At 47.7% G+C, this 20,578-nt stretch carries 15 protein-coding genes; 14 read left to right on the top strand and 1 reads right to left on the bottom strand.

Annotated features, from left to right (window positions below; genetic code table 11):
• Positions 1–212 precede the first annotated feature (212 nt).
• From SNR34_RS19375 to SNR34_RS19355, 5 genes are read left to right on the top strand one after another with little or no spacing between them, the layout of a single operon-like run.
• Complete coding sequence (locus tag SNR34_RS19375) at positions 213–1,166, top strand: ABC transporter permease (protein ID WP_438286786.1); 954 nt, start codon at positions 213–215, stop codon at positions 1,164–1,166.
• 18 nt (positions 1,167–1,184) lie between these two features.
• Positions 1,185–2,054: a carbohydrate ABC transporter permease gene (locus tag SNR34_RS19370; RefSeq protein ID WP_236412062.1), complete on the top strand. Its 870-nt coding sequence runs from the start codon at positions 1,185–1,187 to the stop codon at positions 2,052–2,054.
• A 20-nt stretch (positions 2,055–2,074) separates the two neighbouring features.
• On the top strand, positions 2,075–3,760 hold the full coding sequence (locus tag SNR34_RS19365; protein WP_486179980.1) for a type 2 periplasmic-binding domain-containing protein: 1,686 nt from the start codon (positions 2,075–2,077) through the stop codon (positions 3,758–3,760).
• A gap of 27 nt (positions 3,761–3,787) precedes the next feature.
• Positions 3,788–5,500, top strand: coding sequence for a discoidin domain-containing protein (locus SNR34_RS19360; RefSeq protein ID WP_486179979.1), 1,713 nt, complete (start codon positions 3,788–3,790; stop codon positions 5,498–5,500).
• Between the two features lie 46 nt (positions 5,501–5,546).
• Entirely contained in the window at positions 5,547–6,488 is a 942-nt protein-coding gene (locus SNR34_RS19355; protein ID WP_486179978.1) for a family 43 glycosylhydrolase, read from the top strand.
• A gap of 101 nt (positions 6,489–6,589) precedes the next feature.
• Here the strand turns inward: SNR34_RS19355 and SNR34_RS19350 are convergent, their stop codons facing one another.
• Positions 6,590–7,417 carry a sugar phosphate isomerase/epimerase family protein gene (locus SNR34_RS19350; RefSeq protein WP_236412070.1) on the bottom strand — a complete coding sequence of 276 codons (828 nt, stop codon included), beginning with the start codon at positions 7,415–7,417 and terminating at the stop codon, positions 6,590–6,592.
• 300 nt (positions 7,418–7,717) lie between these two features.
• Between SNR34_RS19350 and SNR34_RS19345 the strand changes: the two genes are divergently transcribed.
• The 9 genes from SNR34_RS19345 (at position 7,718) to SNR34_RS19305 (ending at position 20,561) form a co-directional block, all read left to right on the top strand.
• On the top strand, positions 7,718–8,158 hold the full coding sequence (locus tag SNR34_RS19345; RefSeq protein ID WP_486179977.1) for a MarR family winged helix-turn-helix transcriptional regulator: 441 nt from the start codon (positions 7,718–7,720) through the stop codon (positions 8,156–8,158).
• A 21-nt stretch (positions 8,159–8,179) separates the two neighbouring features.
• A complete protein-coding gene (locus tag SNR34_RS19340) occupies positions 8,180–10,129 on the top strand; it encodes an FUSC family protein (protein ID WP_486179976.1) in 1,950 nt (649 codons plus the stop codon).
• A 214-nt stretch (positions 10,130–10,343) separates the two neighbouring features.
• A complete protein-coding gene (locus tag SNR34_RS19335) occupies positions 10,344–10,976 on the top strand; it encodes a spore coat protein (protein ID WP_343260102.1) in 633 nt (210 codons plus the stop codon).
• Between the two features lie 405 nt (positions 10,977–11,381).
• The gene (locus tag SNR34_RS19330) at positions 11,382–13,094 is read left to right on the top strand and encodes a sensor histidine kinase (protein ID WP_486179975.1); all 1,713 of its coding nucleotides are present in this window, start codon (positions 11,382–11,384) and stop codon (positions 13,092–13,094) included.
• Positions 13,091–14,515, top strand: coding sequence for a response regulator (locus tag SNR34_RS19325; protein WP_486179974.1), 1,425 nt, complete (start codon positions 13,091–13,093; stop codon positions 14,513–14,515). Before SNR34_RS19330 ends, SNR34_RS19325 begins: the two co-directional genes overlap by 4 nt.
• Positions 14,516–15,073: 558 nt before the next feature.
• Positions 15,074–16,810: a type 2 periplasmic-binding domain-containing protein gene (locus tag SNR34_RS19320; RefSeq protein ID WP_486179973.1), complete on the top strand. Its 1,737-nt coding sequence runs from the start codon at positions 15,074–15,076 to the stop codon at positions 16,808–16,810.
• Positions 16,811–16,870: 60 nt separating this feature from the next.
• Positions 16,871–17,785, top strand: coding sequence for an ABC transporter permease (locus SNR34_RS19315; RefSeq protein WP_236412092.1), 915 nt, complete (start codon positions 16,871–16,873; stop codon positions 17,783–17,785).
• A 13-nt stretch (positions 17,786–17,798) separates the two neighbouring features.
• Positions 17,799–18,692, top strand: coding sequence for a carbohydrate ABC transporter permease (locus tag SNR34_RS19310; protein WP_236412094.1), 894 nt, complete (start codon positions 17,799–17,801; stop codon positions 18,690–18,692).
• Positions 18,693–18,932: 240 nt separating this feature from the next.
• Positions 18,933–20,561 carry a glycoside hydrolase family 13 protein gene (locus SNR34_RS19305; protein WP_486179972.1) on the top strand — a complete coding sequence of 543 codons (1,629 nt, stop codon included), beginning with the start codon at positions 18,933–18,935 and terminating at the stop codon, positions 20,559–20,561.
• Positions 20,562–20,578 lie beyond the last annotated feature (17 nt).

Below are 20,578 nucleotides of genomic sequence, written 5' to 3'. Positions count from 1 at the left end.
CGTTCCCGTATCGAATTAGCTATATCATAAGATAAACTGTCAAAAAGCGGAAGAGTGGGATGTGCGTTTTAATAAAAGCGGTTTCAAAATGATTCAGGTTGAGGTGATGATCTTGAAATGTTGGCATTTTTGCATGTAAGCGCTTTTGTTAAGCTAAATACGAGGATCGCATTCCAAGAGTCGTCATAAAGGAGGTATGCAGTATTAATGACATCGGTTTCGCAAAATCGGCCAAAACAACGATAACAGCCGTTTCCCGGCGAAATTCATGGAAAAAGGAAATCAAGAAAAACTGGCCGTTGTATGTACTATGTATTCCTGCTATTGTGTTTGTCTGCATTTTTTCTTACGGTCCCATGGTAGGTTTGCTCATGGCGTTTCAGGACTACAAACCATGGCTGGGCATTAGCGGATCACGGTGGATCGGGTTGGAAAACTTCGAAAGAATATTTCGGTACGACGAGGCGACCCAAGCGATCGTCAACACGCTCATAATCGCCGTTTCCAAAATTATCGTCGGCATTATCGTTCCGATCATTATGGCCATTCTACTCAGCGAGCTGCGAAATGTCGGCATCAAAAAAAGCGTGCAGACACTGGTTTATCTGCCGCATTTCCTGTCCTGGGTCACCGTTGCGGGATTGATGATCGACATTCTCGGATTGGATGGGGGCGTCAACCAGCTATTGACGTGGATGTTCGGCAGCGATCCGATTTATTTTTTGGGGGACCCTGACCTGTTTAGATTCACGGTGGTGGTCAGCGACGTTTGGAAGAGCTTCGGGTTCGGCATGATCGTCTATTTGGCGACCATTGCAGGAATCAATCCTTCCTATTATGAAGCGGCCGAGATCGACGGCGCCACGCGCCGGCAGCAAATTCTATACGTCACCTTGCCCAGCATGCTGCCGATGATTATCGTCATTTCTACGCTCAGTCTGGGAAATATTCTGGACGCGGGATTTGATCAGGTGTTCAATTTGTACAACCCGCTGGTCTACAGTACGGGAGATATCATCGACACATATGTCTATCGTTCTTCCTTGCTGAACGGACAGTACGGGTTCGGGACCGCGGTAGGACTGTTCAAATCGGGGATCAGCCTGATCTTGATCGTCGTATCCTACAGGCTGGCCTATAAGTATGCCAATTATAAAATATTCTAACAGGGAGGGAGAGGGATCGTGTACCATAAGACGACAGGCTATAGAGTATTCTCGGTGTTCAACTATGCGTTTATGATTTTGGCGGGACTGGCGTGTTTTCTTCCGCTCCTTCATCTATTGGCGCAATCGCTCAGCAGCAAAGCGGCCGTTAGCGGCAACCTGGTGTCGTTTTGGCCGGTCGGATTCAATGTGGATAGCTACGTAAAAACGTTCAACAATTCCAATTTCATCGGTTCCATGCTGACATCCATCCTTCGAACGGTTTTGGGCACGTCAATCAGCATGTTTATCCTTACCTGTGCAGGATATGCCCTCTCCAAGGAGTTCCGGGGCCGCAACGCGCTGATGTGGTTTTTTATCTTTACGATGCTCTTCTCCGGAGGATTGATCCCTTCTTACATTTTGGTGACAAGCCTTGGATTGAAGGATACCATTTGGGCACTTGTGCTGCCGGGAGCGTTCGGAGCCTACAATCTGATTCTTCTCGTCAATTTCTTCAAAACGATTCCAAAAGCGTTGGAAGAAGCGGCATTTATTGATGGAGCGTCCTTTTTCGCCATCCTCAGCAAAATTTATTTGCCATTGTCTCTGCCGGGACTGGCGACCGTATCCCTGTTTATTATGGTGGGGCACTGGAATTCCTGGTTTGACGGGATTTTGTACATGTCGGATGCGAGCAAATATCCGCTGGCTTCTTTTCTGCAAACGGTGGTGGTGCAGAGCAACATGCAGAATATGGCCATGAGCCAGGCCGAAGTCGAAGCCATGTCGGAGCAAAGCATTAAAGCAGCCCAAATTTTCGTCAGCACGCTGCCGATCATATTGGTCTATCCTTTTTTGCAGCGATATTTCGTGAAGGGCATCGTGCTGGGGGCTGTCAAAGAATAAAAGCGAGGGGGATTATTTCAATGAAAAAAAGAAGTAATGGTTGGAAAATGGCAAGCATGATCATGCTGTCGACGGCGCTTGTTGCCGGCTGCAGCGGTGGAGAAAGCAATACCGTCGCCACGACGGAATCGGTGCTCAAGGACGGAAAATACGATCCTCCGATCACGATGACGATTGCGAAACAGCAGGATGAAAACGCGGGCAAATACATCAATGGCGAGAGTTTGAACGACAATGTGCTGACCCGTTGGGGGGAGGAAAAGCTGGGTATCAAAGTCGAAACCACCTTGCTGGGCGGTGACGCTTCGCAATACAATACCAAGCTGCGGCTGGCGCTCACGGGCTCGGAGAAGCTGCCTGACGTTCTGCCGGTGTATGACACCATGCTGGTGAATGATTTGATCGAATCCGGGCGGGTCAAGGAAATTACCGAAGATATCGCAGCTTACATGCCTGACCGGATTAAAGAAATTTACAAACAATACCCGTCGACCTTCAATCCGGTTGTCAGGGATGGCAAAGTGTACGGGATGGCAATCGCGCCGAATTTGACGGAAGGCGAAGTCATGCTGATCCGCCAGGACTGGCTCGACAAATTGCAGTTGAAGGCGCCGACGACGATCGAGGAATTCGAGCAGGTCATCGCGGCGTTTACCAATGACGACCCGGACGGCAATGGCAAACAAGATACATACGGCTTTACGTTCTCAGGTAAAGATTCGTACAACACGGGTTGGGTCAGCGATCCGGTCATGATTTTCAGTGCATATACGGGCAAACATCTCCCTCGCCAATGGTATAACGATAACGGCAAACTGACCTATGGATCGGTGGCCGCCGGCAACAAAGAGGCGCTTGCAAAGCTGCGCGATTGGTATGCCAAAGGGTATTTGAACAAGGAACTAGCCACGCAGGGCGCTTGGGACGCACTGTCGGATTTTACCCAAGGGAAAGCAGGCATCATCATCGGTCGTCCTTGGCTATACGGCAGTGTGATGGATGTGGAGAAAAATATAGAGGGAGCGAAAATCAGCGCTTATCCGACCATTCAAGGCGTGAACGGTGACAAAACCTATCAATCCGCCCAGCTGAATGATGGCGTGTTTATGTTTAACAAGGATTTTCAGAACATGGAAGCGTTCTTCCTGTACTACGATAAAATGTACGATGCCGCGTTCGGTACCGGAGAGTTTAAATACGGCTACGCCCAGGGATACGATTATGATATCGTCAATGACGAAGTGACGTTTGATCCGCAGAAATTCAACAAGCCTTTGGATGCCGTGCAAGGCGTCGGGAAAATGGCATTTACCAAAAATACGCCGAGCGTAGACGGCCCCGGCAAATCGTATTACGATCTGGCGAATGGTGCGAAGCCCGATACGGGCGTCCTGATCCGAAGTGCATCAAGTGATCCAACGACCAAAGACGGGTATCGGATTTCATACGAAAACCGGGATGCGTTGCTGCCAAATGCATTTAATGGGCCGCCTACACCAACGATGCAAAATGTATGGGAGCAGTTGACCACGATGGAACAGGAAACATTCACCAAAATCATTTATGGCAATGAGCCGCTTGAAGCGTTTGATGCCTTTGTCAAACAGTGGCATGAAAAAGGCGGAGACGACGTGATCGAAGAAGTCAACGAATGGTACAACCAGGCGAGCGAGACGGATGTCATGGCCATGATGAAGTTGAAATAAAGTTTGGTTAGAGGGAGATGATGAAGCGTGATTAAAGGGAAACAAGGGATGGCGATCGTCATTGCATTGTTGTTGCTGGCCTTTCATTTCTCGTCCTCGGCACAAACCGTTCATGCTGCCGGCGAGGAAACGAATATTGCCGCAACCCTGTTTGTGCTGAAGAACGAATCGGAAGTATCCAATGCCAAAATACACTGGGCACCTGTCGACGGAGCGACGGGATACGAGCTGTTCAGATCCGAAAACAATGAACCTTTTGCATTATTGCAGACACTAGGCGGAACTACGACGGATGATTATGACCTTAACATGGGCAGCACATACAAGTATCAAGTGAAGGCGTATGCCGGCAATTCCTTGTTAACTTCCGCCGTTTCGCCCGAATACACACCTTACGTCCTTCCGGATAACCTCACCACATTTGATAATACAACAAAATCAACCCTAAACCTTCCGAATGAACTTAAAGTCGGGGATACCTACTACAGGTTCAATTTCGTGCAAAAGCCATCTGGCGGATTTGGCCAAATGATCCAACAGACGTCGACCGACGATATAACCTATGGGAACGACAAAGTGGTACTTTCCTATACGGATCATCCTGACCTGGCCGATTCCAAATTTGAGGGTATCAATATTCTGTACCATGCGCCTACAAATAAATTTGTATTTTGGGCCCACTACGAGAACAGCAGGGACTACACGCTGGCCAGAGTATCGGTGGCTTCAGCGACGCCTGGAGAGCACTTTACGTTTCACAAAAGCTTTCGACCGGAAGGAAACGAGTCCAGGGACATCTCCATTTTCAAGGACGACGACGGTTCAGCCTATTTAATCTCCACGGCGAATAACAATTCGGATACGATTTTGTATCAGTTGACCTCCGATTGGCTGGACGTGGATCATCAAGTTTCCGTGATTTACGATAACCAACATAGGGAACTGCCGAAAGTCATCAAAAAAGACGGGATGTATTATTTGTTTTCTTCCCAGGCTGCCGGCTGGTATCCAAGCATACCGATGTATTCCTCGGCCACAAGCATGGATGGAGAATGGTCTGAGCTGCGCGTGATCGGCAATACGTCGACCTTCTCGGCGCAATCGGGCTCCGTGATGCGGGTAAAGCCAAACACCGGCGACAACGTCGTGATGGTGGCTTATCGCTGGATGTTCGGTTGGGCAGGTACGCAAAACGGTACAACCGAGGAACGATTGCTCCCTGTCTGGTTCTCCAATGGTTACGCATTCTATGATTACTTTGATCAAATTCTGTACAATGCAAACGATGATGTCGTCGTTCCCGTCCAGAACGGCAAACTGCTGTCGCAAGGCAAAGAGGCCACGGCGCAAACGGCGTCGGGAACCAAACCGGCCAGCTACGCCAATGATGGAAGCTACCAAACCGAATGGACCGCCGCAAGCAGCGCCTGGCCGCATTGGTGGAAGGTAGATCTGGGCTCGGTTCAACAGATCAATAACGTGCAGATTTCCTGGTGGATGCAAAAAGGCTCTGAAGGATTCTACAAGTATAACATTGAGACGAGCACAGACAATGTCCATTGGACGGTAGCCTTGGATCGGACCGGCAATACGTCTTACGGCTTCACTTCCGATAGCCTCTCAAATACGGCCAGGTATGTAAGAATAAATATGCAAGGCGCAAAGCTGCACAATAACCCTAACAACTGGTATACTCCAAGGCTGTGGGAAGTGAAGATATTCGGAACGGACATCGATTAACGATTTTTTCCTAAAACATGAAGTGAAATAGAAGGGAGGCAGCGGCGTGAATACTAGACTAACCAATGGCAGCATTTGGAATGATATAAACGGTGAGCCGATCCATGCCCATGGCGGACATATCTTGTTCCATGACGATTTTTATTACTGGTACGGCGAAGACCGCAGAGGCGATATGTATGTTAGCTGTTATCGTTCCAAAGATCTATTCAACTGGGAGTTTCGAAATCATGTCCTTACGACTTCGACTCCGGTTGCGCCGATTAGAGTCCGAACGAATCTGGGATTAGTGAACGACAAGGGGGGAAAAGTCAATCTGGAACGGCCTAAGGTGCTCTTTAATCCGGCGACAAAGAAATTTGTTCTCTGGGTTCACTATGAAAACGGGAACGATTACAACGACGCTGCATGCGCCATTGCCACATCCGATTCTCCCGATGGCCATTTCGTGTATCATGGCAGCTTTAATCCCTTTGGGTATATGTCGCGGGACTGCACCCTTTTTCAGGATGATGACGGTACTGCCTATTTTATTTCGGCTGCCAGAGACAATGCGGATCTTCATGTTTATCGGCTGCAGGATGATTACCTTAATGTTGAATGTCTTGTCGGGAAGCTATGGCAGGGTGAGTACCGGGAAGCGCCTGCCGTCTTCAAGCGAAATGGGAAGTATTATATGCTCACCTCTTTTTGCACGGGTTGGGAGCCGAATCAAGGGAAATATGCGATGGCCCACTCCATGGAGGGTCCGTGGAGCATGCTTAGCGATTTCGGGGACGAAACGACGTACCATACCCAGCCCGCCTTTGTACTGAAGCGGTCGGAGCAGGAATTCCTGTACTTTTCCGATCGCTGGAACGGAGCCGATTACTTTCAATCCAGCTATGTGGTATTGCCGATCGAATTTCATGGGGACGTTCCGACCCTGAATGATTATTCTTTGTTATTATTCGAAAGAGAAACCCGTTCGATGATGTTTGAACGTTAAGAATTGCGGTTAATGTAAACAAACTACAATGGACTTCTTCGCAGAACAAGCCGGAAACCTTGGTTCCCGGCTTGTTTGCAGTTCTTTCATTACTCCATCCGTTACAAAGCTTCGAACACGCGATCAAAACCCGCTTTCGATTTGGCGAACAGTTCGCTTGAAGCAAGGGTCGGTGCAGGCGCCAGCACTTCTTGGGCTACAACGCCCGTGTAACCAATGGCCTGCAAATTTTTCAGGAAGCCCTTCAAATCGATGACCCCCTCGCCGGGATATAAGCGTTCATGATCAAGCAATTGTTCAATCGGCAAATCGTAGGCATCATTGATATGAACGTGAACAATCTGCTCCTTTTTCAAATTCAGCACCTCTTCGATCCGTAAACCGTTCGTATGCCAATGATAGGAGTCTACCAACAAGCCTACGTTGGGAACGTGAATGGCATCGATCCAGTCCAGGGTATGCTCCACACTCCAAATAAACGGATTTTTCCATTGGGTCCGCAAATGATGGCAGCCCACGAACTCCAGCCCGAGCCGAATACCGTAGGCGCCCAAAATATCGGCGCAAAGTCTCAATCTTCTTGTAGCCGCTGCCATAAATGGCGCCGCCGGCTGGTCCGTCGAAGGTAAAACATAGGTGCAGCAGTTGAAACAATTCAGCGCAGCAGAGGCTTCGGCCATTTCAACCAGAGATGGAAGGCCTTCGCGAAATTGCTGTTCCGAGTTTCTCCAGTCCACCGTCAAATCCGATGAACCGATGATGATCTGATTGCTTTCCAACAGGTGTGCGGCCTGTTCCTTGCCATATTGTCGAACCAATGAGAGCGGATTCAAATCTACGGACTGGAAACCGTGCTTTGCTGCATTTGTAATATACTGTTCATCCGACTCGATCTTTCCCAAACCTGCCTTCGTTAATCCTCTAATCATCCTCATCGCCTCCTGTGACCGTCCACTAGTCTGATATGCAATTACTCCTGTACCCAATCCAATCAAATTCAGGATATACATTCATAATAACAGCAGCATCCAAAAAAGAAACGATATAAGTTGAACGAATTATTTTTACACGGAGCTACTACGTGGTCGGAACCATCGTCCGATCGCGGTTAACCCCAGATTTTTTTTGATCCGCTTAGTGCAATATTTGCTTTTTCTCACGATAAATTCTAAAATTAATATGTATACGAATTATATGTACACTAATCAATTTTGAGGGTGGAGACACTTATGAATCTTAGCTCCGAAGAATTATATGGATACGCCTTAACGAAAACAAGCAGAGCGATTCTTCGTTTTCTTACAGGCCATTTAAAGCGTTTTTCCATTACGCCCGAACAGTGGACGGTATTGAAGAGGGTGTTTGAGCATGAAGGCATTACACAAAAAGAGCTGGCTGTCATTGCGGATAAGGACCCTGCCACCTTGGCAAAAATACTGGATAACCTGGAGAGGAATCGGCTGATCGTTCGCCAAACCAATCGTCAGGACCGTCGTTCATATTTGATTTTCATTACAGAAGATGGCACGAAATTAAGAAACGAGGTCGAAAAGGATTTGGAACAGGTTTTCGGTCAAGTATTGGAAGGGATTACGGAGGATGAATTAACCATGTTCAGCCATGTATTATCCCGCATCGAAAAAAATGCGATAGCCCATACCCAAAATTAGCTTGAAACAGAGGTTGGTAAGATGGATCATCAACAGACTCATGACAACAGAAGGCGGGCAAAGCATCATTTTCCGAAGAAAACAACGGTTAAAGAAGCCTTTCGAATCAAACCTAGCCCGTTAAACTGGTTCAGGGGAGTCGGCTCTGCGATCAGTGTGGGCATTCCCTCGTTGACCGGTTTTTTGATCGGAGACCCTGCCCTCGGCATATTGGCATCCGTCGGAGGTTTCACCTTTCTTTATGTAACTAATGAAACCTATTCCCAGCGAGCGGCAAGATTATTCTGGGTTGCGCTTGGATTAACCGCTTCATTTGCGCTTGGCGTGTTAAGCTCCTATAATGACATGTTTATGGTGCTCATGTTTGGGGTGATCGGAGGGCTGGCCACGTTTCTGTTTCAACGTTTTCAGATGGCCGGCCCTGGCGGCATGTTTTTTGTTCTCGCTTATTCGATTGGCACCTCCATGCCGCATGAACCGAGTGCTTTGGGCCCCAATGTGCTGTGCGTATTGTGCGGGGCGATTTTTGCCTGGATCGTCGGAATGGCGGGAGTGCTCGTAAAGCCTTACGCTGCCGAGACCAAGGCGGTCTCTGCCGTCTATCATAGCCTGTCGAATCTGCTGTCCTCCATCGGAACGGATCATTATACAGAGCGGCAGCATCAGGCGGCGTTTCTCATGAAACAGGCGGATCGGACATTGTCCCATTCCTATGTTTTTGGAAAACGGAAAGATAACACACGCGCTTTGGAAAAATGGAAAAGATTGAACGCGCAAGCCGGCGTAATATTCCTTTCGATTCTCGATGTTTCGCTGGAGCCGAAACACGAGATCGAAGATCAACTCGCTGAAACGCTGCGGATCATAGGCAATCAGCTCCATCAGAACAACAGCGAGAAGCATTTCGACGTCCGAATGCCCGAGGAGGGAAGCAGTGCTTCGCTTATCGCATTATATTCAAACGTGAAGTCCGCGGTTGAGATGAACTGCGATACAACTCATTCGGTTCTTTCCCCTAAGCCCGCTGCGAATATCGATTTCCGTTTCCGTGACAATTTCCAAAACGCGTTCAACAAGCAATCCCATTTGCACTATGCCGCTCTCCGCTATGGAATCGTGCTTTTGATTTCAGCGGCTATTGCCTATGGTTTTCATTTGAACCGTTCGTATTGGGTTCCTTTATCTGCGGCTGCAGTCATGGGTGGGGGAACTTACGTCAGCAGTCTGCATCGGGGGATTCAGCGTTCCGCGGGCACGATGATTGGCATTTTGGTCGGTGCGGCCTTGTTATGGCTGAAACCTCAGGGGGTATGGGTTCCGTTAACGTTGGCCGGGCTTCAATTTATTGTCGAACTGATCTATGCCCGAAATTACTCGTTGGCGGTTATTTTCATCACCCCCAGTACGTTGCTGATCGGAACGACGATTAATCCGGCGCTGACCAGCGGGTATTTCATATCTGCTCGAATCGTCGATATCATCATCGGGAGCTTCGTGGCCATCGTCGGAACAACGCTGTTATGGAGGAAGATTTATTCCAGACGACTGCTTGCCGTATTGTCGGATGCCGTTGCGAAGGAAGGGGAAGCCTTGATTGCCATGTTGAAGAGTGAACGTGCAGAGCTTAAAGAGTCCAAACGACAGGAGCTTCAACACGCCCTGCTACGGCTTCGCTCGGTTTATGACAGTGCGTTTGCCGAGTCGATCAGCAGGGATGCAAAGATCACGAGCCTTTGGCCGGCCGTGGGGGACTGTTTGCATCTCGGATACATGCTGCTGGCAGCGTCCCGCCATCCTGCCGGGGAACCGATGCCGGAGGCACGGACAATGGAGTACGGTCGCTATTTCGAAAGGCTTGCAAACTCCATCAAAGACAATAAGAAACCCGTTATGGACATTCCGGAGCTGCCCGAATACCCTGCCATCTATGAAGATATTGCCCAATTTCAACGTTCTTTGCGCATCATTTGATGGCCTCAGCGAATCCTATTGGCTGATTGCATCCTCATCTGGAAGGATCCTGGTTCCATGCAATACCAATATTTATTCCGAATAGTTAAAGTCAGGATGCTCATAATATCGGTGGACTGACAAATAAGGAACAGGTGATGGCCAAAGGTAAAATCCGGACCTAACACTGTTCCTTGTGCAGCTAATCGACCAAAAAACAGGAGGCAATGCGCGAATGCAACTGCAAAACCAAAACCATCAAAACATGCACACAGGAACGGTTCCCCCACAACTGAATCATGGCGGCCACGAGATGTTTGACGTTCAGGAGGTGCTTAGCGGAGCGATCAATACGCTGAACACGTATACCTTGCTGAGCGAACACGTGCAAGATCCTGAATTGAAGGACATTTTACAACGTCAAAAACAATTCATCGCCGATGAATACAATATTACATTGGATTGTTTCAAATCCGGTCAGAATCCATCCAAAGAAACGCAAAGCTACAAAATGAAACAAGGCAATGATTTTATTTTTGGCATGAAACCAAGCCAGCCGAGAAAACCTATGCAGTCGGCATCGGAAATTTGTGACCAAACCATTTCCAATTGCATGCTGAATGCGGTCAAATCAGGAGCCGTCATGAAAACGACGGCAGCGATGGAAACCACAAACCCGGTTGTACGCCGCGTCCTGGCCGATTCGCTGCCGAATTGCATCGAAATGGCCTATGAAATCTCGATCTATCAAAATAAACGCGGTTTTTATCAAGTCCCTCAGCTGGCTCAGCAGGACATGACGCAAATCCAAAACGGGTTTGCTCCTGCGCCGATCCAGTCCATTCCGGGTACAAACTTCACGCATTAAGCCGTTTGAAGCACATGGATTTCGGGGAAGTACAGATATGTTGAAACAGAGAACCTTTGCTGATGAGAATCAGCAAAGGTTTTTTCGTCATTGTTAAGCGATTCATTCCGTAACATTTTTTTCTGTATTACGATTCAATATCGATTTAACTCCCAGCACGTATGAAAGCGTTTGACATATTTGAATATCGATCTATAATTATGAAAAGAAATTGGACTTGGACGGCCGGAGATAAAAGGGTCCCTGGTTTTTTCTGCCTGAATGGATTGAGATGCCGACAAGCTTCAAGTAGGCCGATGCCTACGGGGAAAACGATAATCGGTACAGCTGTATGGATATAAACAGCAAGCTTCCATAACCAGGAGCTTGCTGTTTCATTTTTATAAGGAGAGAGAGCAGGCCGACATGACACTTAAAAAAAGAATTTTTTTATTGTTTTTTCTCAGTGCGTTTATCCCTTTTATCAGCATATTCGCGATTTCTTACTACGCCATTGATTCCATTTTCGCCAATAAAATCGATGATGGCATCCGCAGCAATCTGCAGCAGGTGACGTCATCGCTGGAGAATTCGATCACGAATATGAATCATGTCACACAGCAGTTGTCCTATAGCGGAACTTTGGGCAAAAAATTGGATGAATTTTTGAAGCCTTCCGCCGACATTTTCGAATTGATCGAGGCCAGAGATGCCTTAAAGAGTGAGCTGAACGTCGTTACGTTTACGAATCCGAATATCGGCTTGACCTTGTATTACTTTCAGAAAGAAGGCACGACCCAGTTCGGCAACTTTCCGATCAAAGATCGTTTTGCTCCCGAGTCTCTGCCCGTACTTTTCAAATCATATGGCATTGCGTACTATGGTCCTCATACCAGCATGAACCGATTCGATGATCAGCTTGTTCTATCTGCGATGCGGAAAGTACAACTGCCTCAAAGGGACGATGTATATATATACGTGGAATCCGGCTTTCGCCTGACACAGGAAACGCTTGGCTACAACCAATACAAAGGTGCTTTATCGCATTTGATCCTGAATGGGGAGGGTAACATCGTTTATAGTGAAATACCGGAAGTCATGAGAGTCGGAGAAAATTTCTCCAGCTTGTCGGAAGGGGCGGCCAAAGACGGAATATCCCGTGGTTATCATTGGTTCAAGGAGGATTCCTCGCAGAAATGGAGCGTCGTATCCGTCATTTCGCAGGCTCAGTATCAACAGGAGAAGAACCAGTGGCTGCTTCAAATATTGCTGGTCGCTTTATTTTTCCTCGGCTTTACCGTCTTTCTTGCTTGGCTGCTGTGGAAGATGGTCTACAAACCGCTTGGCCTGTTCCATTCGGAGATCAACGGTATGTCTAAAAATCCGCAAACGACAGGCAGCCAGGCTCGCACGCAGATTCCCGAATTTGATTTTCTGCTCGGTGAATTTTCGAATATGCAGCATCAAATCCGGGCCCTCTTCAAGGAAGTGCAGCAGAAAGAGAAAATACGTGCCGATCTGGAAGTGGAAAAGCTGCTTTATCAGATCAATCCGCATTTTCTGATGAACACGCTGGATACGGTGCACTGGCTGGCCGTCATGAACGGACAAGGAGAGATCGACAAGCTGGTGCAGTCTTTGAACAAGCTGCTCTATTACAATTTGGGCAAATTAGGGCAAGTGTCCACGATGGAAGAGGAGATCGATGCGCTAAGACAGTATCTGATTTTGCAGCAGATTCGGTATGACTTTGAATTCGACGTCCGCATTACCGCGGATGAACAAGTCCTTCAAATCCCTGTACCCCGTTTTATTTTGCAACCGCTGGTTGAAAATTCGCTTTATCATGGATTGAGCGACGAAGGTTTTATTCAAATTGAAGTTACGCGTACGGCAACGTTGAACATTATGATCCAAGACAACGGAGCAGGCATGACGGAGGAGGCCATTCATAAACTGCTGAACAATCGTGTGGCTGAACAACAAAAAGTAGGAATGGGCATCGGACTCAACTATGTCCACCGCATGCTGCAGGCACAGTACGGGGATCAGGCACGACTGGTGATTGAGAGTGAATTGGGAACAGGGACAAGCATATTGCTCATACTGCCTATTAAAGGAGAAGAGATCTCGGCATGATTAAGGTATTGATTGTGGATGACGATAAGCTGGTACGCAAAGGCATAAGCTCTGCGATGCCGTGGAGCGAGTTCAACATGGAGGTTGTCGGAGAAGCCAGCAACGGGTCGAAGGCGCTGGATTTCCTGAAATCCCAGCCGGTCGACCTGATGCTGACGGATTTGGCGATGCCGGTGATGTCGGGAATTGAACTGATGCGAGCTGCAAGGCAGCTTTATCCGGAGCTGCATATCGTCGTGTTGACGCTGCATCAGGATTTTGATTATATCCAGGAAGCGCTCAGGCTGGGAGCCATCGACTATATAGCCAAGGTTCAGCTTGAGAAAGAGCAGTTCGAACATGTTTTGCACCGCATCCATTCCCGAATGGACGAGCTGGCGAAAACAAATCGAAAGCTGCCTCCGCTGCATGAACTCAACGTTCATTACAGGAAGGTATACGCACTGGTTTCGCTGGATCGCAAGTCCGAGCAGCGGTGGCCGTTGGAACTGACTGCCCATGGAGATGAAATCAGGTGGGAGGTTGAGCGGAATAGCTGGATGTGGGCGGCACCTGAACACAGAGAGGATCAACTGTTTCAACAATTGCAGCAATCCCTCAATCAAGTTCCTCAAGGTACGCTGCTGGTTATATCCGATATCCAGGAACGAACGTGGTCGCAAATCCAGAACTGGATTATGAATTTTACAGAGACGTCTTTATTCTATGCCTACAATCCGGATGACCCGGTCATTGCCGTTTCAATGAATGAGGAAGACACCTTTCCTGAAGAACCGAGGGATGAGGACATCGATCGGATTAAGCAAAGTTGGTTCCAAACCCCTTGGACCCACCATGACGGTTACTATAACCAACTGATTGAACAGTTCAAATCATTGCGATTGCATCGAGGCCAGCTGATGGGATTGCTGTACTCGATCGTTATGGAGTGGAACCGCCTTTTTGCCCAAACGACGCTTGGAAGAATCTCCATGATCCATTCTTTCCAGTCCTGGCACGAGGTAGAGGCTTGGATCAAACAGACCGCTTCAGGCATTCGAAAGGCCGATGAACAGACTTCGTATTCACAGGAGATCATCGATGCCGTGAAAAAAGCGGTGATGATCGTGCAGCATAATTTGGACCAGGCTTATACAGCTTCCGGCCTCTCCCAACAGCTCAACATCAGCCGAAGCTACTTCAGCCAATGTTTCAAGGATCTGATGGGGAAAACCTTTAATGAGTACTCCCGATTCATACGAATAAAGAAGTCTAAAGAGTATTTACTGAATACGAATAATACGATTTTTTGGATTGCAGAGCGGGTAGGCTATACGGATGAAAAATATTTCAGCCGCATGTTTCGCGAACTGACAGGCATGCTGCCAAGCGAATATCGGCAGGCCGGGAGAGGGGATAAACAGCAAACCTCTTCCAGATGACCGACGATCTATATAAACCGCAAAAAACAAACACACATTAACGGAGAGGCAGAACCAATCTGGAGAAGCAAAGCGTTCTAAAAGCTTTCTGAAAGAAAGCTGCATCGGAAGCATAGGCTTATCACCGGATTTTCCCCTTAGAAAAGGGGAATCCCAAAAATCTGGGGATAACAGCGATCGGAAGATGGTACTGCACTCGCAGTGCCCTAGTGAAAATGATTAGTGCGGTTTATATAGACGAAAAAAACGAATATAAAGGTCAAGGAAGCGGGCTGGGTGACCAAATCCCACGATGATCGTTGAACGCCGTCAGATTCCTGTTTCAGGAGCTGCCGGTTTTTGTTTTTTGACTGACGAATCGCATGGATAGACGATTGTATGTCAGTAGGTAGGATAAATGTTCACAAGTGAACCGCTGTTTCAGGGATTCCGGTTGAAACTGTAACCATTTTTCTATCCAAACAGACGTTCAATCCCTATCTCGATGAGTCTTCTCTTTATTTTATAATGAAAGCGCAAACAACAATAAACATTCAGAACGAAGGGGAATCGAATGCGATGAGAACAAAATGGTCCATGAAAAGCGAGCGGTTGACGAAACGCCTGGCCGTGCTGTCGATGTCTGCGCTGATGGTTACAACCCTTGCGGCATGTGGGGGCGCCTCCGATGCTCCTACGGCGGAGGAAGCAGGCAAATATGAGGTAACGCCGGGAGATCCGTTCAGCGCTTATAAAGATGAAATCACCGTCACCATGGGTCGCGTAACTACGGCCAACCCGAAACTGCCGGCCGGAGACACCTATGAGAATAACGCATATACCCGACTGGTCAAAGACACGTTTAACGCTCAGATTAAAGATCAATTTGAAGCTAATGGCGAAGATTACAGCCGTCAAGTTTCGCTGGCCATCGCATCCGGGGAACTGCCTGACATGATGCGCGTCGATTCCAAGGATGAGCTGAAGGAACTGGTGGATAATGATCTGATTGAGGATCTGACGGCCGTTTACGATCAATATGCCACGGATAACATCAAGCAGATTTATGATTCCTATGATGGACGCGCTTTGGACAATGCAACGATCGATGGACGTTTGATGGCCCTTCCGGCAACTGCTTTGGATTCCGCACCAGCGATGGTTTGGGTCCGTCAAGATTGGCTGGATCTGCTGGGCATTCAACTAGATGCCGATGGAGACGGAGCCCTCACGCTCGATGAAGTGGAGAAAACGGCGCTGGAATTTCTGAAAAGAGATCCTGGTCAATCCGGAAACCCGGTCGGCATTCCATTTGTGAATACGCTGAACACAACAGATTATAATGCTTCTGCCTATACCATGCTGGGAGTTGCCTCAACAGAGGGCGCATTCCCGCAATATTGGATGAATGGCGAAGACGGCAACATCGTTTATGGTTCCACAACAGAAGAAACGAAGCGGATGCTGGGCATCATGGCGGATTGGTTCAAGAAAGGGATCATCGACCCGCAATTCGGGACACGCACGTTTGATGATATTACCGGACTCTACACCAACGGCCAAAGCGGGATCGCTTTTGGACCATGGCATATTCCCGACTGGGGACTGATCAGCGTGAAACAGATGGATAAAGATGCAAAATTCACGGCATATACGTTGGAGGATGCAAACGGTAAAGTGAACGTGGCGCATGCCAATCCATCCAATCAGTTCATCGTGGTAAGAAAAGGATATGAGCACCCTGAACTGGCCGTCAAAATTGTAAACCTGTTCTACGACAAACTGGCCAATGATAAATATGTCGCAACAACGATGCCGGAAGCCGCCAAGTATCAGGAAACCGGGGTAGACGGTTCGACCCGACCGTTTAATATCGAAGTCAACTCCGCTACGTCGCTGCTGGATGATTATTCCGACGTCGTTCGCGGGATTAAAGGAGAGATCGGTCTGGATCAAGTTCGTACAACCGAATCGAAAAACAATATCGGAAGCATCAAAACCTATTTGAGCGATATGGATACGGATAACGTTACGGCCTGGTCGAAATATCACTCGCGGATCAACGGAGTCGGGCTGATCGACAAACTGACCGAGGAAAATAAATTCGTATGGATGACACCTGCATTCTCCGGAACGACGCCAAGCATGAAACAGACGTGGGCGAATCTGACGAAGCTGGAGCAGGAATCGTTCATCAAAATCGTGACAGGTTCAGAACCTCTGGACTACTTCGATACCTTCGTCAGCAATTGGAAGAAACAAGGCGGCGACCAAGTCATTCAGGAAATACAAGCCGAGGTCGCATCGAAAAAATAAACATCCATGAACAATGGCAGGGCTGCGATTGCAGCCTTTCTTCACGAAAGGGGTTCATCCATGAAGCAGGGGAATTTGAAAGCAAGAGGCCGGTTAGGCACGGGTGCCATGTATCATATGATGATGCTGCCGGGCATTTTGTTTTTGCTGGTATTCAGCTATGTTCCGATGGTCGGCGTCATTACGGCTTTTCAGGACTACATACCGGCCAAGGGCATGTTCGGCTCCGAGTTTGTCGGGTTGAAGCATTTTATTTATATGTTCAAGCTGCCGGATATCGCGCAGGTCATCAGCAATACGCTGGTGATTGCCATTGCCAAAATTGTGCTCGGAACGATGATGGCGATCATTTTTTCCATTTTGTTAAATGAGATCCGCCTGAAATTCGTCAAAAAATCCGTGCAGACGATCGTTTATCTGCCGCACTTTCTATCCTGGGTCGTTCTGGCGTCCGTCGTTGTCAACATGTTCAGTCTGGACGGAATCGTAAATCAAATGTTGGCGTTTTTTGGCCTGCAAAATATTAATTTCCTTGGCAGCAACACCTGGTTCCAGCCACTGATTATTGGAACGGACGTGTGGAAGGAGTTCGGTTACAGTTCCATCGTCTATTTGGCTGCCATCACTTCGATCGATCCCGGTCTGTATGAAGCGGCAGGAATGGATGGGGCCAGCTGGTGGAGAAAAGTATGGCATATTACCCTGCCGGGCATGCTGCCTATTATCCTCCTCATGGGTGTAATGAGCCTGACCAATATTTTGAGTGCCGGCTTCGATCAAATCTATAATCTGTATAACCCGGTCGTCTATGAGTCGGGAGATATTCTGGATACCTATGTTTATCGCATCGGACTTGTCGGGCGTCAGTATAGCTTCGGTACGGCTGTCGGCTTGTTCAAATCCGTGATCGGAATCGTTTTGCTTTTGTCCGCCAATCAATTGGCCAAAAAATATACCGACCGAAAAATATTTTAAGGAGGCAACGTCCGTGCCCTATTCCGCAAATGTAAAAGACCGAATTGGCCGGTTTGTCATCTATGCCATCGTCATCTTCCTGGCATTGATCTGCCTTCTTCCGTTATGGAACATCGTTGCGATTTCATTCAGCAGCAGCGAGGCCGTATCCGCGAATGCGGTAGGCCTCATTCCGGTCAATTTTACAACAGCAGCGTATACGAAAATTATCGACGATGCCCAGTTCTGGCGTTCTTTCGGCATATCCGTGCTGCGCGTCGTGCTTACACTGATCCTTAACATGATTCTTATCATATTGATGGCATACCCGCTATCCAAGTCCAAAAGGGAATTCAAGGGCAGAAACATTTATATGAATATTATGATTTTTGCCATGCTGTTCAGCGGGGGCATGATTCCCAGCTACCTGTTGATCAAAAACCTGGATATGCTGAATACGATCTGGTCGCTTGTTCTGCCGGGGGCTGTTCCTATTTTCAGTGTTATTCTCGTGATGAATTTCTTCTCTGCCGTGCCTAAAGCGCTGGAAGAAGCCGCATTCATCGATGGGGCGAACCCGCTCCAGGTCTTATTCAAAGTGTATGTTCCCGTATCCATCCCGGCGCTGGCGACGGTTGCGTTATTCAGTATCGTCGGTACGTGGAATGACTTCTTCAGCGGTTTGATCTACATGACCAAAGTCAGCAATTATCCGCTAATGACCTATATTCAATCCCTTAACGTGAATATTGCGGAACTGCTGCAAGCCGGGACCAATTCTTCCGAGCTCAGCAGTCTGACCGAAATTTCGAACAAAAACCTGAATGCGGCCAAAATCGTAGTCGCCGTCATCCCGCTGCTGCTGATTTATCCCTTGCTGCAAAAATACTTTGTCACCGGCATTGTCGTCGGATCGGTCAAGGAATAATAAGATGCTGTGAAATTATGAAGATAAACCGAGTATAAAAACCGCAAAAAACATACGCATCTTAACGGAGAGGCAGGACCAATCTAGAGAAGCGAAGCGGTCGCCTTTATCACCGGATTTTCTCCTTTGAAAAAGGAAATCGAAAAAATCTGGGGATAACAGCGATCGGAAGATGGTGCTGCACTCGTAGTGGCCTAGTGTAATTGAATATATACATGTGTTAGAAAGGTTGAATGAACGATGGAACATAAAAAATGGTGGAAAGAGACTGTCGTGTATCAAATTTATCCACGGAGCTTTCAAGATAGCAACGGGGATGGAATCGGCGACCTGAAGGGCATTGTGTCCCGGCTGGATTATTTGCAGAAACTCGGAATCGGTGCCATCTGGCTATCGCCGGTTTGCAAATCTCCGCAAGACGACTTTGGTTATGATATTTCCGATTATCAGGATATCGATCCGATGTTCGGGTCTTTGGAAGATATGGAAACGTTAATTCATGAAGCCGGGGAACGCAACATCCGGATCATTATGGATTTGGTGTTGAACCATACTTCGGATGAACATCCCTGGTTCCAGGAAGCCATAAAAAGCAAAGACAATCCGTACCATGACTATTATGTCTGGAGAGATGGCGTAGAAGGAACGCCCCCGAACGACTTGGGCTCCACATTCGGTGGTTCAGCTTGGCAGTGGGTGCCTGAGATCGGGCAATATTATTTGCATCTGTTTTCGGTCAAACAGCCGGATCTCAACTGGGAAAACCCCAAAGTCCGGCAGGAAATTTACGATATGATCAATTGGTGGATCGATAAGGGCGTTGGCGGTTTTCGACTTGACGTCATTGATCTCATTGGCAAAGAGCCGGATTTGAAGATTACGGGGAACGGACCTCATTTGCATAAATACATCAGGGAACTGAGTAAGGAAACGTTTCAAAAAGCGGGAGACCTGCTCACCGTTGGAGAAACATGGGGTGCCACCCCGAACATCGCAAAATGGTACAGCAACCCGGACGGCAGCGAGTTTTCCATGGTATTTCAATTCGAACACATCAGCCTGGATGAACAAGAAGGGAAAGGAAAGTGGGATCTTAAACCTTTGGATGTGATGGAATTAAAAAAAGTGCTGTCCAAGTGGCAGACAGAGCTCAAGGGGGAAGGCTGGAACAGTTTGTTCTGGAACAATCACGACTTGCCTCGAATCGTTTCCCGTTGGGGAAATGACGGACCATTCCGGATCGAATCGGCTAAAATGTTGGCCACGCTTCTTCATGGCATGCAAGGGACGCCTTACATTTACCAGGGTGAAGAATTAGGCATGACGAATGTGCAGTATGCGATGGAAGATTATCGGGATATTGAATTGCTGAATTTTTATAAGGAAAGAATGGAAAAAGGATATTCTAAACGCGACGTTATGGAGTCGATCTATACCAAGGGCCGTGATAACGCGCGAACACCGATGCAATGGGATGCTTCCGATAACGCGGGTTTTACGCAAGGAGAACCTTGGATTAAAGTGAACCCGAATTACAAGCACATTCACGCTGAGGAAAATTTGAATAACCCTGAATCCATATTCCATTACTACCGGAAACTAATTCAATTAAGAAAAGATCATGACGTGATCGTATATGGGGATTATGAGCTGATATTCCCGGATCATCCAGATGTATTTGCTTACACCCGGACGCTCAATGGAACTAAAATCCTGGTGGTATGCAACTTCCAGGGACAACAGGCCGAACTCCCGCTCCAGGAACAATTGGCAGAGACAAATCAGCTGTTAATATCCAATTATTCAGGCCAAATGTCGGAGAGTGAGCTGCGTCCATATGAAGCGAGAATGTACCTTATCCAGGCTTGAAACATAATACTATAAAT

The organism is Paenibacillus sp. XP01, from assembly GCF_057364885.1.
Note: the sequence above shows the minus strand (reverse complement) of the source record. Positions and strands in the feature narration are given on the sequence as shown.